Genomic DNA, 16742 nt, shown 5'->3' on the forward strand with positions numbered 1-16742 from the left:
ACCCACTGGGTAACATCAGCCAATTTCCGAATATTAAAATTCATCCCAAGACTTCGGATTTATCTCGGCACGAGCTGCGCTTTGTTAGCACAAGCCCCTCAAGCTACTTATTTACATTGTTTGAATCTGTAGAGTCAGGATTGGAACGGACATAATCTTCACCATTGATATTCACTACATGGTGATTAGGATGCCTCCCTTCCTCTACTTCCCGCACTAACTGATCACGCTCTACAACACCACGCCCCGCAATGGTATAGGAGTCGTTCTCACCATTTTCCCCATCGTGATTTCCGCGAATATTCTTAGCCATAGTGAACCTCGCTTCATTAACGTGACACAATTATCACCATAGCTATATTGTGGTTACTGCCTATATTTCAAGCTCTACATGGTGATTTTTTAACCACTATTTCATTCCGGTGCTAACGCTTGCAGTTGCGGCGTGGAAGGAGCGTAGCGTAGTCCACGTCCGACAACCTGCATTTGTTAGCTATATCTTATTTTTTACTCTTGATGTAATCTATAGCCGCATCCGTCAGTGCCGTCCCTGCGGCAATAAAAACCGCTTTAACAAAGCATTTTGCTTCTTCGCTACCAAAAAGAGGTTCCTTTTCCGAAAAAGAGGCCGCCAGTTCCGGTAGTGCATTAGCCATTTCAGATAACGTATCAGACGATGCCCATAGGTTCCCTTTAGGATCTAGAAGCCGATATGGCTTTAACATGCCTGTTACCTCAAGTGTCTTATTGTGTTGAATACGCCACCCTTTTTCACTAACACATTCATCCCAAAAGACACCGGCATCTACAGTTCCAGTTCCGTATAACCTACGAATTCCCATATCATAATTCCTCTACACTCTATAAAAATCTAGGCACTCAAGATACGCGGCTAACGCTGCGTTAAAGGGCCGAAATAGCGAAGCTATTGAGGTCCCAGTGAGCAAAGCGAACGTTTTTGAACGCCTTGTTGGGCGGCAAATGGCACTGGGTATCTTTCTCTATAGCGCACCGCTCACGGTACGCATAGCTACGCGACACCCAGTCTATCAACCAATTTATAGACAATTTCATCTGTCACTTCATTTGCGTTGAGTTCAGCTTCCCGGTCATATCGGTACATTATTCCAATGATATCACTGGGAATGCCTACAAATTTCGTGTCGTCGAGGAATATTGGTATAACTTCCTTGTCCTGAACCCTTGGGATAAAACATTCTCTCTCAAAAGTGGGCCAGATCTTATCCCGGTAAAAAGAATCTAAAAGACATACTACCAATCTGGAATCACGGCCAAATATTTTTTCAAACTGGCTTGACCACGCCCCACCCAAAAAATTGGATTCAAAATTTTCGTCAAAAAATACGTTTGAATCAAAAACACCCAGCTGGTTGGATATTTCGCGGGCCAAGCACCTGTTTTCCCCAGCGAAAGAAATGGCGATATCATACTCATAGTCTCGAGACTCTTCCCTGAAGCCGCAGCTTTTTCTCAATGCATCCCAGTTAAGATGCTTTAAATAAAAGAAGAGCGCAGGGTCTTCGATTGCGAAGTTCTTCGATTCTGGGTTGTAGTAAAAATGCCTCCCACTCAAAGGCTTATCGCGAAGCAAAACCGCAAGCCGATATTCTTTAATATTATTTATGCTGCCGCGTACATCTTCATTCGCATTTGCCAACTCGTTCAAATCGACGATCGAGCCATCCTGTTCGCTGATCTTTTTCAGTAGCTTATAGTACGGATCATTGTTAGGGCGAAAGCGTACACCACGGCAAAACTCTTTCACCGCAGGATCATATGCAGAGCTCAGCTTCTCAACGACTCGCGCACGCAAATCATTCAATTCGAAGCTAAGCGACAGATGATCACTCTGGCTTTCCATGACGTCATTCATCATGCAAACCATCTGGCATAGCTGCTGTGTCAACCAATAGTCTCCTTGGGACTCTTCATAAATTTGAAGCCAATTATTAATGGTTATGTTTAGACGAACACATCCCTCTGAGATCAGAGATTCTATATTTTGTTGACTGCCTGCCTGAATTCTATGGGTTCCCACGCGCTTTGCTATATCCGGCACCAACTGAATAAGCTCAGACCCCACACGATTGATTCCAATGATGATCAGCTTTACTTTTTCAGGTTCATCTGACTCAGCTGAATGCTTTGCTATGTCGCCCAGTGCTGTTTGGGTTTCATCAGAGAGGCGATGGAAATCATCCACCACAAACCTACCCTTACGCCGCCCCCTTGCGACTTCCTCAATAGCGTGTAAATCCGTCGGGGATCGTGCAGTTAAATATTCCGCCGTCGCATCGCCTAATTGCTCCAGAATCTTTCTGATGCATGTAGTTTTACCCGTACCGGATTGTCCTTCTATGATCACCGGCTTACCGGGGTGTCGCACATCCAGCAAAATGTTGTTGTAGTTGGGTGGCTTCACGAATGTGAACCGCGGCATCCCTTCTGTAACAAATATTTCCTCAAGCAACAGGCTCATTTCATTGCCTCCTTATTGCTGCAGACCACTTGGCGTTCTGTACAAGAAACTTGTGCCGAACGCATAGCCAAAACCAGTTTGCATAGTATACATATCAAAGCTCGTTGCTGTAGGTGCGCAAATGACACTGCGGGAGGTCGATTGCCGCCCAACGCTGTCATAAATTGACGAAAGGAGCGAAGCGTATTGAGGTCAATTTCATGGCCTTGTTAACTGCTCCACTCGATACTTAAAGGCATGTGATCACTTACCTGCAACCATTGATCTGCCTTTCCTATAAAAAAATGACTCTTTTCAATCATATCCTTTGAACAAAATACATAATCAATATGATAAGGTTTTTCTTTGTTTCTATGAAGAAAAAATGTTGGCGAGGTTTCGCAACCATGTGCCTCTTCATTCTTACTATGGTAAACGCTGCAGACGCCCATTTCCTCTAGTTCTTCGACAACCCCTGAGTGACTCCACCATCTATCTGATTTATCCCATATTGCATTACTATTAAAATCGCCCACTATCAAAGTATTCAACCCTGAAAGGTTATCTCTATGAATTTGTAAATACTTCCAGAATTGCCCCATATAGCCAAAGGCCTCGTTATCGCTACCCTTTGTCCATACAGATAGAACGGTAAATAGGTCGTTTATTTTAAAAGGGAGGAATAATTTTAATTCAGTTGTTGACCAACTCAAAGAGGATGACTTGCTTTTAAGTCCTTGAATTGAAAAGCTACCATTCCACTGCAACAACTCGACTTCATTATTAAACCGAGGAAATACACCGATACCTTTATTTTTCGACGTTCCAACCCATAAGTAATTACCTGCCCAATCCTGATACTGTTTTGTAGACAGAGCAGGATCTTCGCACTCTTGCACGATAAGTACATCAGCGTTCAAAGAATCGGCTTCAGCCGTCTTTTTCCTTAATCCGCCGTTACAGTTCCATGTGACAATTTTCATAGCCAGTTAACAGCCCAATTAACTTCCTTTACTAATTTCAATGCACAGGTCCATCAACATATTTTTTTTCTTATCTTCAAGTGCGTCATATTCATCTATAGGTATGACTTCCCCAAAACAAATGTCATTTAAGACTCCAAAAGGCTCGATTTTCATTTTATAATCTTTATGAGAATCAACCGCTTGCAAGAAAACAAAGTCATTCTTTGATTTCCCTGTCTGGTTTAAATGATAACAAGCCATCACAATTTTTCTTTTGTCAGAATCAGAAGTGCTTGAGCCAAAAATAACTCCCCTGATATGTTTACGGCTTACTTCTAAACACCTTAACGCAGAAGGCAGTCTCTCAAAAGTTGGAAATAGCAATCGCACTTCATTTTCATACTTCCAGTCAGTGTATTTTACTAGACCTACAAGATCTTCTTGAATTTTTCGTATTTCGCCATAAAAAGACTCTGGTACATCATAGTGCGCTTCCATTTCACTATATCTAAACTTATGAATCAACTGATAAAACCCATTGATCTTACAGGGTATTTTTGAATATTTTACCTTTTTTAAGGGTAAAATCTCATTGTTATATCGGCCTATTTCTGTTATTCCTGATTTCTTCCTATACCCAGACAAGTTGTTTAACGTTGATTTAACTTCTACATTACCTTTTTCACTTTCATAAATAACTAAAAAACCACTCTCCGCATTAGCATAGTGCCCCCACATCGTTGGGTTAACTGCATTCAAAGAAAAGGAAGCTATATATTTTTGTTCTCGTAAATCGTCCTTAAGAATTGAGGCGAAAAGTTCTGGTATAAATTTTAATATTTCTTTTTCATGCTGAACGTCTAATTCTGTAGCACATGCTTTTATAATCGACTTTGGCAGAGCATCTAGCAAAAATTCAAAATCATAATTTTTTCTTTTGTCATTTTTAACTAAAATTTCATAAATCAAAGAAGCTAACGAAAAAAACTTCTTAGTTTCTTCTATGCTACTACTATAAATGCCATAGTTAACAACCAATTCAACCAATATATAGTCTATAAACCTTATCCAAACGTCTTTTGTTCCATTGAATACATATTGAGCTCTGCACTCATGCTTATCATTAAGCTCAATCGCCGAAGCAAAATAGACCTCACCACGCTTTAGCATCATCAATGATAGCGGGCTTACTTGATTATATTTATAAAAAAACATACTAGCCTATTCGCTTTTAAGCCTACTGTATTTAAGAATTATCTATTACTACTAGTTAACGCTGCGCACAGGGGCCGACAAATAAGCGCAGCGTTTTGGCGGTCCCAGCGACCAACGGGAGCGACTGCTGCGGTTTGTTATAAGTATTACTCAGCCACATACTCAAAAACACGTTTATTACTATCGAATGCAACAACGGGCTTTTTACCTTGATTCGCTATCTTTTTTATTTCCTGAAGTACAATTTCTCTTTTTAATGGATGAGTAGCGACTTCATCTTTTGCATTAGTTGAAATTTGGTACTGAGGGCATTCCGCGCTACAAAGCACATCTAGGTATTGACCATGCTCATGTGGAACGTCTTCAATATGTGCTTCGCGCAAGCATAAAAAGCAATTTCCATTATTTTTCATGACTCCATCTCCATTGACTTATAACGCCGCGTTAAAGGGCCGGAAAAACGCGCAGCGTTTTGGAGGTCCCAGAGAGCGCAGCGAACGTTTTTGAACGCTTTGTTATGAAAACCTCTTCCGGCACAAGGCTTATATAGAAAGGATAAGAACTGACAACGCTTCATATTTGCACCTCCTTGATCCAATCCGCCCCACACCGACAGGCACGCTACCGCCAAGCCCGACATGCCAACACACGGCACCAGGATTGGTTTGCCATTGTTGGAGACACTGATGAGAAGGAGCATAACCCCTCTTCGCCAAGCACTCCATCGCTTGCTTTACTGCCTTGCTTTCAGACTATCCCGAAAGCAGCGGCACTGACTATATAACTGCTACCGAACTTGCCCTGACCACCGTATATAGCTTTGAAGCGGGCAGGATTTCATAACGCCGCGAGCAGCGGCAGCTTACTTTGGGCGCTTTATGCGCGAAAATGGGAGCGCAGCGACCGCGCATAAAGTGCGCAAAGTAAGCTGTCCGGTGGAGGCCCGCAGGGCCGGAACGAACTGCCTCGCATTGTTATGCTGACTTAGCCCACCCACGTGAATCCATGCAGTTCAGATACATTGTATTCTTCATTTCTTGATGTTTAAAAACAAGCTCCTGTTCATTTGACTCGAATTTTCGTCTAATCGCTAGATTTGCCAGTTCACTTGGGGATTTACCCTTTGGATCATCTAATATTGGCCTTCCTGCTCCAGTTGGGCCGCCTATAGAGTTCTCAAAAATAGAATTGACAGCTGCGATGCAATCTTTTCTATCACTATCAAAATCTGTAATAGGTTTTTCCATTCCTGCTTTTGGGCGTAAGTTAAAGCTTGGATTGTATCCGGCACATCCGACCAAAATACAAGTAAAAAACAATAGATATTTTTTCATTTATTACCTTGCATAACATTTTAATACTGCGCATGCGCGTTTAAGCAACTAACGCAATCCTAGGCGAGTTCATCTAAGCAACTGAAGAGAAAGGGAAAATAGAGGTACCACAGCCATTCTCTTCCGATGAAAACAAGCATGCGCGTTTTTCTGCCTTGCCTTGCGTGATATCCCGCAGCGGCCTTTCCATAATGTCTTGATATTGGACCAATTTCATCAAGATCGCCAGTGGCAAACGAGCACATGTTGGCGCCAAAACGCGCACCTTGGCTGGACACAAGAAAATATACTGTATATAAATACAGCAAACATGGACAAGTTATTTACAGCTACAGGGAGTGTACGACATGGCCAGAAGCCCGCTACTCGATCGTGTACGCAGCGAGATGCGCTTGCGAGGCTATAGCATCAGGACGGAGAAGACATACCTCCATTGGATCAAGCGCTATATCTATTACCATAAACTTACCCATCCAGCCCAAATGGGTGCGGAGGAGGTTCGGGCTTTTCTTTCCTGGCTTGCAAATGAGCAATATGTAGCAATCAACACGCAGAAGACAGCTCTTAATGCTCTGGCGTTCCTCTATCACAAGGTTCTTTCGATCGAACTGGGAGACCTCGACTTTCAGCGTGCCAAACGGTCGCGCCGTCTACCGTCCGTCCTTTCCGCGTCGGAAGTATCATTGATACTGGGTCAGCTGGAGCCACGGGACCATCTTATTTTCTCCCTGCTCTATGGCAGTGGGCTGCGTATCACCGAATGCTTGAGGCTTCGCATTCAGGATATCGGGATCGAGGATGGTTCCATTACGGTCAGGGATGGAAAAGGCAATAAGGATCGCAAGACACTCTTGAGCCAAAAACTTATTCCGGCGATTCAGGCGCAGATAGCTTGCGCTCTACCCGTACAGGAAGAAGATAACCGAATGGGCTATGGGCCCTCCTTACCCTATGCATTGCACAAAAAGTATCCCAACGCTTATCGTCAAGCCGGATGGATGTACCTGTTCCCCTCTTCGGCTCTGAGCAAACACCTGGTAACGGGCAGACTATGTCGGCATCACCTGCACGACTCGGTGCCTCGCAAAGCGCTCAAACTTGCCGTTGCCAGAGCTGGAATTCAACACAAGCGCGTTAGTTGCCACACTTTTCGACACAGTTTTGCCACTCACCTGCTGGAAGCGGGGCGGGATATCAGAACAGTGCAGGAGTTGTTGGGGCACAGCGATGTGAAAACGACACAGATCTATACCCATGTGATCGGGCAGCATTTTGCCGGTACCACGAGCCCGCTGGACGCGTTATAGCGCTTTTTCAAACTGTGCCGGCAACTGCCAATCCACCGGCTCTCTCCCCTGGCTTTCAAGCCAGGCATTGGCTTGGGAGAAGTGCTTGCAGCCGAGAAATCCGCGGTGAGCAGACAGGGGGGACGGATGCGGTGCCTTTAACACCAGATGCTTGCGCTGGTCGACGAACGCCGCTTTTTTCTGCGCGTAGCTGCCCCAGAGCATGAACACCACATGCTCGCACTGTTCGTTGACCAGGTGGATGATGCGGTCGGTGAACTGCTCCCAGCCCTTGCCCTGGTGGGCGTTGGCATTGCTGTCCTCGACCGTGAGCACGGCATTGAGCAGCAGCACGCCCTGCTTGGCCCAGGATTCCAGGTAGCCGTGCCGCACCGGTTCAATCCCCAGGTCCGCTTGCAGCTCCTTGTAGATGTTGACCAGCGAGGGCGGCACCTTGACTCCAGGCTTGACCGAAAAACAGAGACCATGGGCCTGACCTGGCTGGTGATAGGGATCCTGTCCGATGATGACGACACGCACATTGTCCAGCGGCGTCGCCTCCAGAGCGTGAAACCAGTTGCTGGAATGGGGATAGATGGTCACCTGTTGCGCCTTGCGCTGCTGCAGAAAGGTTTTCAGCTGCTGCATGTAGGGCTTGTCGAATTCGGGCGCCAGCAGCGGTTGCCAGCTGGGAGCTTTATCCAATGCCATCTTTACCTCGTCCATCGTTCGTCTCGGGTTATAGCTGTCCGCTGTCGCGGATACGGCCATCCTTCGTCCGCAGGGCCTTGACCACCTGACCGTGCCAGATCGAATAGTACCGAATCTTGCCCGGCGCGTGGGAGAAGAAGGCGGACAGCAGGATGATCAGGATAAAATTGATCGCGGCTGTCGACGGCCAGATCAGCGCCAGCGCCAGCAGCACGAGCTTGAGCAGCACCGCCTGACCACGCAGCTGAAACAACCAGACGCCGTCGCCCCAGATCTCGATCAGCATCATAAGAGTGCCGGTGACCAGAGCGAGCAGGCCGTACAGCTTCCACTGATCGAACGGCAAGCCATAGAGGAACAGGCCCGCCACTCCGGCCACGCCGACCAGATGTAGTCCCCGCAGCAGTAGGCTGATGTAACGTTTGCCCGGCAGGTTACGCGAGGTTTCCGGGAACAGAATCTGTTTAATGCTCATCGATACGCCCGTGGGATACCCTGCTTTCTGTACATAAAGAAGGCCGCTCGCAGCGGCCTTCCGATCTCTCTGTTGACGTTTGATCGACCGGCTTACACGCGCGGACGCATGGCCGGGAACAGGATCACGTCGCGGATCGACGCTGAGTCGGTGAACAGCATCACCAGGCGGTCGATACCGATCCCCTCACCGGCGGTCGGCGGCAGGCCGTACTCCAGCGCGTTGACGAAGTCGCCGTCGTAGTGCATCGCCTCGTCGTCACCGGCATCCTTCTCCTCCACCTGCTTGCGGAAGCGCTCGGCCTGGTCTTCGGCATCGTTAAGCTCCGAGAAGCCGTTGGCCAGTTCGCGACCGCCGACGAAGAACTCGAAACGGTCGGTGACGAACGGGTTGTCGTCGCTGCGCCGCGCCAGCGGGCTGACCTCGGTCGGGTATTCGGTGATGAAGGTGGGCTGCTGCAGGCGGTGTTCGCAGGTCTCTTCGAAGATCTCGATCTGGATCTTGCCCAGACCCCAGCTGTCTTTCACATCGATATCGAGGTGCTGGGCGATCTCACGCGCGGCGTGCTCGTTGGACAGCGCTTCGGCATTGATCTCCGGGTTGAAGTGCAGGATCGCATCAAACACGGACATGCGGGCAAAGGGCTTGGACAGGTCGTATTCAACGCTGTCGAGTACCTCACCCGCTTCGTTGCGCACGGTGTTGACCAGCGTCGTGGTGCCGAGCACGTTCTGCGCCACGCTGCGCAGCATCTCTTCGGTCAGGTCCATCAGGTCGTGGTAATCGGCATAAGCCTGATAGAACTCGATCATGGTGAACTCGGGGTTGTGACGGGTCGACAGCCCTTCGTTACGGAAGTTACGGTTGATCTCGAACACCCGCTCGAAGCCGCCGACGACCAGACGCTTCAGGTACAGCTCAGGCGCAATGCGCAGGTACATGTCGATATCCAGCGCATTGTGGTGAGTCACGAACGGACGCGCCGACGCACCGCCCGGAATCGCCTGCAACATCGGTGTTTCCACCTCAAGGAAGCGGCGCTCGGCGAGGAACTGGCGGATCGCGGCGATGATGCGGAAACGGGTCTCGAATACGGTGCGTGACTGCTCGTTGGTGATCAGGTCCACGTAGCGCTGGCGATAGCGCATCTCCATGTCCTGCAAGCCCTTGTGCTTGTCCGGCAGCGGACGCAGGCTCTTGGTCAGCAGCTGGAACTGCTCCATGTCGACATAGAGATCACCCTTGCCCGACTTGTGCAGGGTGCCCTGGATACCGACGATATCACCCAGGTCCACCGACTTGGCAAAGCCGCGCGCCTCCTTGTTGACGTAGAGCTGGATGCGGCCGCTCATATCCTGCAGCACCATGAAGGCACCGCGGTTGAGCATCACGCGACCGGCCACGGCCACCTGGATGCCCGCTTCCTCCAGCTCCTCCTTGCTCTTCTCGCCATGCGCCTTCTGCAGATCGCCAGCGTAGCTGTCGCGGCGGAAGGTGTTGGGGAAGGCGTTACCCTCTTCGCGCAGCGCGGCGAGTTTCTCGCGGCGCTCGGCGATCAGGCGGTTTTCATCTTGTTGAGGGGTCTGAGCGTTGTCGGACATCAGGTCGCTACCTTAAAAATCGTCTTGGATCGGTCAAATTCGGTTTGAATCAGAGCCCGGCCTTGAGGCTGGCTTCGATAAACATGTCGAGATCGCCGTCGAGCACGCGATCACAGTTGGAGGTCTGCACGCCGGTACGCAGATCCTTGATGCGGGAGTCATCCAGCACGTAGGAGCGAATCTGGCTGCCCCAGCCGATATCGGCCTTGTTGTCCTCGACCAGCTGCGCGGCTTCGCGGCGCTTGAGCATCTCCATCTCGTACAGTTTGGCGCGCAGCTGTTTCATACAGAAGTCGCGGTTCTGGTGCTGCGAGCGCTGGGTCTGGCACTGTACCACGATACCGGAGGGCTCGTGGGTGATACGCACGGCCGATTCGGTACGGTTTACGTGCTGACCGCCGGCACCGGAGGCGCGGTAGACGTCGACACGCAGGTCCGCCGGGTTGATCTCGATATCCACGTTGTCATCGATCTCGGGGGAGACGAAAACGGAGGAGAAGGAGGTATGACGGCGACCGCCGGAGTCGAACGGCGACTTACGCACCAAACGGTGTACGCCGGTTTCGGTACGCAGCCAGCCGAAGGCGTACTCGCCCTGGAAGCTGATGGTGGCCGACTTGATACCGGCCACTTCACCTTCGGACACCTCGACCAGTTCGGTCTTGAACCCTTTCGCCTCACCCCAACGCAGGTACATGCGCAGCAGCATATTGGCCCAGTCCTGGGCTTCGGTGCCGCCGGAGCCGGCCTGGATATCGAGGAAGGCGTTGTTGGCGTCGGTTTCGCCGGAGAACATACGGCGGAACTCAAGCTGGGTCAGTTTTTCGGTCAGCGATGCGACCTCGGATTCAACCTCGGCAACGGTATCTTCGTCATTCTCTTCGACCGCCAGGTCGAGCAGTTCGCGAGCATCGGCCACACCGCTGGTCAGCTCGTCGATGGTTTCGACCACCGCCTCCAGGCTGGCGCGCTCACGACCCAACTTCTGTGCATTCTCCGGGTCGTTCCAAACCTCCGGATCCTCGAGCTCGCGCTGCACCTCTTCCAGGCGCTCTTTCTTGACGTCGTACTCGAGGTAGGTGCGCAGCATCTTGGTGCGCTCGCCGATATCCTTGAGGCTGTTCAGTATCGGGTTGATTTCCATCGGGGGTTAAAGCTCGTTGTTGGAAAAAGGAGCATATTCTACCCGATCTGCCGCGCTGTTTGAATTCTGTGCGACGATGGAATAAGGGATTCGGATGCGGCTACCCGCTTGGGTCAAAGTCCGAAAGCGCTCAGTACCTGCGGCACCCAGCGTTCGATTCTGCTGCTTGTTTCGCCGGCCTGTGCATCCTCGTCAATGGCCAGACCGACAAAGCTGTCACCCGCTTCAGTCAATGCACGCGAGGCGTCAAACTCATATCCGGTTATCGGCCAGGGCGCGACCAGCTCGCCGCCCTGCGCCTTGACCAGCTCCGCTAGCATGCCCATCGCATCAAGAAACCACTCGCCGTAGCCGATCTGATCACCGAGCCCAAACAGCGCCACCTTGCGGCCGCTGAAATCGATCCGACTCAGCACCTCCCACTCGGCATCCCAGTCCTCCTGCAGTTCGCCGAAGTCCCAGGTGGAGATACCCAGGATCAGCCGATCATAGTCGGCAATCGACTCAACACCCTCGGTGGCGATATCGTGCAGCTCTAACTCGACACCCTCGATCACACCGGCGATCTGCTCGGCGACGCTTTCGGTGTTACCCGTGGTACTGGCGTAAAAGAGGCCTATCTTGCTCATCGTCTAACAAACTCACTGGCAGCTACGGCGGAGCGCAAAACTACCACCACCGCCGCACAATAAAAAGGCAGCCTTGAGCGAAACGCCCCGGCTGCCCCTCTATCGATAACGTTTACTTCAACTGGAGTACTTGTCGAACGCGCCCTGCGTCAGCTTCTGGATCGCATCGCGCGCATCTTCCAGTGCCTTCAGGTTCTGTTGATTGGCTGAGCGCAGCGTGTCCTCCAGCTCTTTGGCATAGGCTTTCTGCAGCTCGAGCAGATCGGCCGGGGTCTTGCAGTTCTGCCACTCTTTGGTCTGATGCACCGTCGCTTCGATAAACGCTTTGGTGCAATCCATCTGGTGGCGGGTCAGCTCCTCCAGCATCTTGGTCTGGATATCAACCAGCTCCTTGAACGGCTCCATCGACTGGTTGAACATCTTATTCATATCTTGAAACATGGCGCACCCCATCCTTTGCTGTTTTGTACTTGGATGTACTTACCCTGCGCGCACATGGATGTGCAAGAGCAGGGTGTATACATGGATGTATAGATCCGGCGAACAGATGGCTGTGCAGAATCCGGTCTATACATACAGGTAACTGTCCCGCGAGTGCATCGGATGCGCACTGGCGGAACCTCGCTTATTTAGTCTCTCTAATTAAGCATTGTAGACTTGTATGAGCAAGACGCTTTCCACGCCAATCACCATTTTTTCAGGAGATTTTCCTCATGCGCTTACTTCACACCATGCTACGCGTTTCCGATCTGGAGAAGTCGCTCTCCTTTTATACCAGCGTGCTGGGGATGAAATTGCTGCGCCGCAAAGACTATCCAGAGGGCAAGTTCACCCTGGCTTTTGTCGGCTACGGCGACGAGTCTGAGCAGACCGTGCTGGAACTGACCCATAACTGGGATACCAACAGCTACGATCTCGGCACCGGTTACGGCCATATCGCCATCGAGGTGGACGACGTCTATGCCGCCTGCGACAGCATCAAGGCCAAGGGTGGCGAAGTGGTGCGCGAGGCGGGTCCAATGAAGCACGGTTCCAGCATTCTCGCCTTCGTCAAGGACCCCGACGGCTACATGATCGAACTGTTAAGCCCCAGCCGTAAGGACTGATCACTTCGCAGCGCAGCATGCCGGGCTGCGCCGACGCCGCTTTTCCTATACAATCGCGGCCAACATTAGAAGAACCTGAATTGCCGGTGACCTTCAGGCAGCCAAACTGCTTGAGCGCACCGGCCGAATTACAGCGTTACGTAGCCGATCTACACACATACCGGCGGATCCCGTACGCGGATCCGAATATCCAGTTACTTCGCAAGGCATGGGTTTGATGAAAAAATTCGCACTTTTGACAACAGCCGGCCTGCTGCTGAGCCTGCAGGTCGAGATGGCTGAAGCCGCCACAATCAAAGCCGCTCAGCGCGCTTTCGACGCCAAAGATTACGCCGCCGCACTGACCGAGCTGACACCGCTGGCAAAAGAGGGTGACCCGGCAGCACTGAACATGCTCGGCCAGATGTACGAGAATGGCTGGGGTGTTGAAGCCGATATCGAAGCCGCGCAGCGCTATTATGAGCGCGGCGCCCGCCAGGGCCACCTGGACAGCGTCAACAGCCTGCGCGCCCTGAAGAACAAGGCCTACAAGGCGGAGTTCGACAAGATCAAGCCGGCCGCTGATGCAGGTGATGCGACAGCACAAAACCGCATCGGCGAGATGTACGAGTTCGGCCAGGGGGTCAAGCGCGATATCGACGCGGCCTTCAGCTGGTATCAGAAAGCCGCCGATCAGGGCAATGTGACCGCCTGGCATAACCTGGGCCGCTGCTACAACTTCGGCACCGGTGTCGAGCAGAACTACGCCACCGCCGAAGAGTGGTACCGCAAAGCGGCGGAACAGGGGCACCAGGAGGCGATGTTCTTCCTCGGCACCCTATACGCCACCGATCATGGCAGCGACGACTCTGCCGACGCGGATGTTATCGCCTACGCCTGGATGCACAATGCCGCGGCGATGGGTAATCCGACCGCCCAGGCAATTGAAGTACGGCTGAAGATGAAGCTCGATGAGGCGCAGCAGAGTGAGGCCGACGCATTGGCCGAAGAGTACAAGACCCGCTTCGTGACCCCGTTCAGTAACTGATCGACAAGTTGGGGCGTTCGCTCGATGAGCGCCCCGACCTGCCCTCAACTATTGGTTCCCATCCCATGCGCCGCCCCTTCCGCGAAGATATACCTGACATCCGCCCGGCCAGCTTCGGCAAACGTCTGCTGGCGATGCTGTACGATTTCCTGATTCTGGTTTCGATCTGGCTGGGTGTCGCCATTATCGCCACGGCGATCAACCAGGGTGCGGTGGACTCGCCCATGGGCCGCGCCGCCATGCAGTCGGCACAGTTCTGCTTCAGCTTCCTGTTTTTCGGCTATTTCTGGACCCGAAACGGGCAGACCCTGGGTATGCAGGCCTGGCGCCTGCGGGTGCAGACCTTCGATGGCCAGCGCCTGAGCTGGACCCAGGCGCTGATCCGCTTCCTCTGCGCCATCATCTCCTGGATTCCATTGGGTCTGGGCTATTTCTGGATGCTGGTCAGCGACGAACGGCTCACCTGGCACGACCGCTGGTCCGAGAGTTGCGTCGTTTCGCTGCCGAAAAAGTAGCACAAGAGTTCAGGGCTGCGCCGCAGCCCCGAATTGGCGTGTTAGCCCGCCCGGCGCAACAGCACCAGACCAACCGCAAAGCAGATCAAGATCGGCAGCAGAATCGCCAGTAGCGGCGCAAAACCAAACACGCTGCTCGCCGGCCCCAACAGGTCCTGGGCGAACTTGAAGCTGACCCCGCCGATCACCCCGGCGATCACCCGCTGTCCGGCGGTCACGTTGCGCAGCGGGCCGAAGATGAACGACACACCGATCAGCACCAGCGCGGCAATCGACAGCGGCTGCAACAGCTTGCTCCAGAACGCCAGTCGATAGCTGTCGGAGTTCACGCCCTGCTCCTCGAGGTAGCCCGAGTAACGTGCCAGCCCGGTGATCGACAGATCGGTTGGCTCGACTATAATCACCGACAGCAGCTCCGGTGTCAGCCCGGTGACCCAATGCTCCTCATCCTGCAGACCGGCTTCGGTGCGGCCATCGACGAATCGCGTTTCACGAATATCGTGCAAGATCCAGCCGTCATCGGACGCCTGCCCGGTGGCGGCATAACTGGAGCGCAACAGACCGTTATCTTGATCGAACTGATAACGGGTCACACCGTAGATGGTACCGCCGGGCTTCACCGCGGCGATGTGGATAAACTCGTCACCGTCACGATGCCAGGCGCCTTCATTGGCACGCAGGATGCCGTCACTGGCCATCGCCACCGCGCGCCCGCTCAGCGCCAGACGCTCGCTGGCCGGCGCTATGAACTGACCCAGCGCCAACTCCAGCAGCATCAGCAACAGCACCGGTTTGAATACCGCCAGCACGATACGTGCGGTAGAAAATCCGGCCGCCCGCATCACCGTCAGCTCCGACTGGCTGGCCAGCGATCCCAACCCGATCAGGCAGCCGACCAGCGCGCTTAACGGCAGCATCTCGTAGACGCGACGCGGCAGGGTCAGGGCCAGATACTGCAACATGGTCGCGAACTGATAGCGCTCACTGAGCCGGTCCAGCTCATCGATCAACGCCGACAGCAGATCCAGCCCGACCACGATCAGCAGCACCACGGCAATCGCCGACAGCACATGCCGGGCAATATACAACTCCAGACGATTGACGATCATACGCGCCCCTCCCGCTCCGGTTTGCCTCTCTTGGGCAAACGCAGCGCCGGCAGTTTGTTCCACACCGACTCCCAGAAACGATCGGCAAAGATCAGGTTCGCCGCCAGCAGCAGAAACAGGATGTGTACCGCCCACAGTGCCGAGGGAGAGGTGCCGTCATCCTCTATCGCCGATCGAATCGCGGTGAGCAGGGTGACGTACAGCAGATAGATGATGATCGCCGGGATCAGTTTGGCATAGCGGCCCTGACGGGGATTGGTGCGTGACAGTGGCACCGCAATCAGGGTTACGATGAACACCAGCACCGGCAGCGATAGCCGCCAGTGCAGCTGAGCTTGTTCACGGCTACCTTCGCCCTGCCACAATGCCAGGGTGGGCTTGGCCTCGATCTCGTTGATCGTCAAACCGGCATCCGCTTCCGGCAGACGCACGCCGTACTCACCAAAGCGGGTGGCGCTGTAATCGGCCCGGCCCGGCGCGCCATCGAAACGGTAGCCATCCTCCAGTACCAGGAAACGCCCCTGCTCCTCGATGATCCGCTGCTGCGCTACCTTGGCAAACAATAGCAGCGGCTGCCCCTCGTCGTTCTGCTGCGCAATGAACACCCCCTCCAGCCTGCCATCCTCGGTATTCAGGTGCTGGGCGTAGGTCACCTGGTTGCCCTTGCCCTGGGACTGGAAGCGTCCGGGCGTCAGCAGCTCCAGTTCGCTGCGCGCCTCCTGCTGGGCGAAGATCTGCTTGGCCTGGCCAACGCCCCAGGGTGCAACCCACAGTGAAATCACTGCCACCAGCATCGAGACGACCAGCGCCGGCCCCAATGCAAAGAGCACCAACCGCTTGTGGCTGACCCCGCAGGCGCGCAGTACCACCATCTCGCTTTCGAGATAGAGGCGACCGAAGCCGAGCAGTATGCCGAGAAACAACCCCAGCGGCAGCAGCAGCTCGAGAAATCCGGGAATACGGTAGGCCAGCACCAGCAGCACGAAGTCGGCATCGAGCTTGCCGGTGGCCGCATCGGCCAGGTACTTGATCAAACGCGCACTGGTGATAATCAGCAGCAACACGGCGGTTACCGCGGTGGTGGAGAGCAGTACCTCGCGGGAGAGATAACGGAAAATAATCAAAGCTCAATCCCTGTCGCGAATC

General features: G+C 52.8%; 19 protein-coding genes. 4 read left to right on the forward strand and 15 right to left on the reverse strand.

Annotation, left to right across the window (positions count from 1 at the left end):
- Window positions 1-103 precede the first annotated feature (103 nt).
- The 7 genes from KQ940_RS20935 to KQ940_RS20965 all read right to left on the reverse strand — a co-directional run bounded on the left by KQ940_RS20935 (window position 104) and on the right by KQ940_RS20965 (window position 5993).
- On the reverse strand, window positions 104-313 hold the full coding sequence (locus KQ940_RS20935) for a DUF3892 domain-containing protein (RefSeq protein ID WP_217416583.1): 210 nt from the start codon (window positions 311-313) through the stop codon (window positions 104-106).
- Window positions 314-500: 187 nt separating this feature from the next.
- Complete coding sequence (locus KQ940_RS20940) at window positions 501-842, reverse strand: hypothetical protein (RefSeq protein ID WP_217416585.1); 342 nt, start codon at window positions 840-842, stop codon at window positions 501-503.
- Between the two features lie 188 nt (window positions 843-1030).
- Window positions 1031-2500, reverse strand: coding sequence for a hypothetical protein (locus KQ940_RS20945; RefSeq protein WP_217416587.1), 1470 nt, complete (start codon window positions 2498-2500; stop codon window positions 1031-1033).
- Between the two features lie 209 nt (window positions 2501-2709).
- Window positions 2710-3462 (reverse strand): endonuclease/exonuclease/phosphatase family protein, encoded by a 753-nt coding sequence (locus KQ940_RS20950; RefSeq protein ID WP_217416589.1) that lies wholly within the window; start codon window positions 3460-3462, stop codon window positions 2710-2712.
- Window positions 3463-3480: 18 nt separating this feature from the next.
- A complete protein-coding gene (locus KQ940_RS20955) occupies window positions 3481-4659 on the reverse strand; it encodes a DUF2971 domain-containing protein (RefSeq protein ID WP_217416591.1) in 1179 nt (392 codons plus the stop codon).
- 146 nt (window positions 4660-4805) lie between these two features.
- Window positions 4806-5072, reverse strand: a complete 267-nt coding sequence (locus tag KQ940_RS20960) for a hypothetical protein (protein WP_217416593.1) — start codon at window positions 5070-5072, stop codon at window positions 4806-4808.
- A 561-nt stretch (window positions 5073-5633) separates the two neighbouring features.
- Window positions 5634-5993 (reverse strand): hypothetical protein, encoded by a 360-nt coding sequence (locus KQ940_RS20965; protein ID WP_217416595.1) that lies wholly within the window; start codon window positions 5991-5993, stop codon window positions 5634-5636.
- Between the two features lie 347 nt (window positions 5994-6340).
- Here KQ940_RS20965 and KQ940_RS20970 point away from each other — a divergent pair, with 347 nt between their 5' ends.
- Entirely contained in the window at window positions 6341-7300 is a 960-nt protein-coding gene (locus KQ940_RS20970; RefSeq protein ID WP_217416597.1) for an integron integrase, read from the forward strand.
- Here KQ940_RS20970 and ung read toward each other — a convergent pair.
- From ung to KQ940_RS21000, 6 genes are all read right to left on the reverse strand, one after another.
- Entirely contained in the window at window positions 7295-7990 is a 696-nt protein-coding gene (ung, locus tag KQ940_RS20975) for a uracil-DNA glycosylase (RefSeq protein ID WP_217416629.1), read from the reverse strand. The genes KQ940_RS20970 and ung overlap by 6 nt on opposite strands.
- A gap of 28 nt (window positions 7991-8018) precedes the next feature.
- A complete protein-coding gene (locus KQ940_RS20980; RefSeq protein ID WP_217416599.1) occupies window positions 8019-8465 on the reverse strand; it encodes a hypothetical protein in 447 nt (148 codons plus the stop codon).
- 92 nt (window positions 8466-8557) lie between these two features.
- Complete coding sequence (lysS, locus tag KQ940_RS20985) at window positions 8558-10066, reverse strand: lysine--tRNA ligase (RefSeq protein WP_217416601.1); 1509 nt, start codon at window positions 10064-10066, stop codon at window positions 8558-8560.
- A 49-nt stretch (window positions 10067-10115) separates the two neighbouring features.
- Window positions 10116-11210 (reverse strand): peptide chain release factor 2, encoded by a 1095-nt coding sequence (gene prfB, locus KQ940_RS20990; protein WP_217416602.1) that lies wholly within the window; start codon window positions 11208-11210, stop codon window positions 10116-10118.
- Between the two features lie 113 nt (window positions 11211-11323).
- Complete coding sequence (locus KQ940_RS20995; protein ID WP_217416604.1) at window positions 11324-11839, reverse strand: flavodoxin; 516 nt, start codon at window positions 11837-11839, stop codon at window positions 11324-11326.
- 117 nt (window positions 11840-11956) lie between these two features.
- Complete coding sequence (locus tag KQ940_RS21000; RefSeq protein WP_246590235.1) at window positions 11957-12268, reverse strand: phasin family protein; 312 nt, start codon at window positions 12266-12268, stop codon at window positions 11957-11959.
- A 284-nt stretch (window positions 12269-12552) separates the two neighbouring features.
- On the opposite strand from KQ940_RS21000, the gene gloA reads away from it, so the two are divergent.
- From gloA to KQ940_RS21015, 3 genes are all read left to right on the forward strand, one after another.
- Window positions 12553-12945, forward strand: a complete 393-nt coding sequence (gene gloA, locus KQ940_RS21005; RefSeq protein WP_217416607.1) for a lactoylglutathione lyase — start codon at window positions 12553-12555, stop codon at window positions 12943-12945.
- Between the two features lie 217 nt (window positions 12946-13162).
- Complete coding sequence (locus KQ940_RS21010; protein WP_217416608.1) at window positions 13163-13972, forward strand: tetratricopeptide repeat protein; 810 nt, start codon at window positions 13163-13165, stop codon at window positions 13970-13972.
- A gap of 65 nt (window positions 13973-14037) precedes the next feature.
- Entirely contained in the window at window positions 14038-14487 is a 450-nt protein-coding gene (locus KQ940_RS21015) for an RDD family protein (protein ID WP_217416609.1), read from the forward strand.
- A gap of 41 nt (window positions 14488-14528) precedes the next feature.
- Here the strand turns inward: KQ940_RS21015 and lptG are convergent, their stop codons facing one another.
- Window positions 14529-15596 carry an LPS export ABC transporter permease LptG gene (gene lptG / locus KQ940_RS21020; protein ID WP_217416610.1) on the reverse strand — a complete coding sequence of 356 codons (1068 nt, stop codon included), beginning with the start codon at window positions 15594-15596 and terminating at the stop codon, window positions 14529-14531.
- Window positions 15593-16720, reverse strand: a complete 1128-nt coding sequence (lptF, locus tag KQ940_RS21025) for an LPS export ABC transporter permease LptF (RefSeq protein WP_217416611.1) — start codon at window positions 16718-16720, stop codon at window positions 15593-15595. The genes lptG and lptF overlap by 4 nt, the downstream gene beginning before the upstream one ends.
- Window positions 16721-16742: the final 22 nt, after the last annotated feature.

It is taken from the genome of Marinobacterium ramblicola (assembly GCF_019084545.1).
Taxonomy (GTDB): Bacteria; Pseudomonadota; Gammaproteobacteria; order Pseudomonadales; family Balneatricaceae; genus Marinobacterium_D; species Marinobacterium_D ramblicola.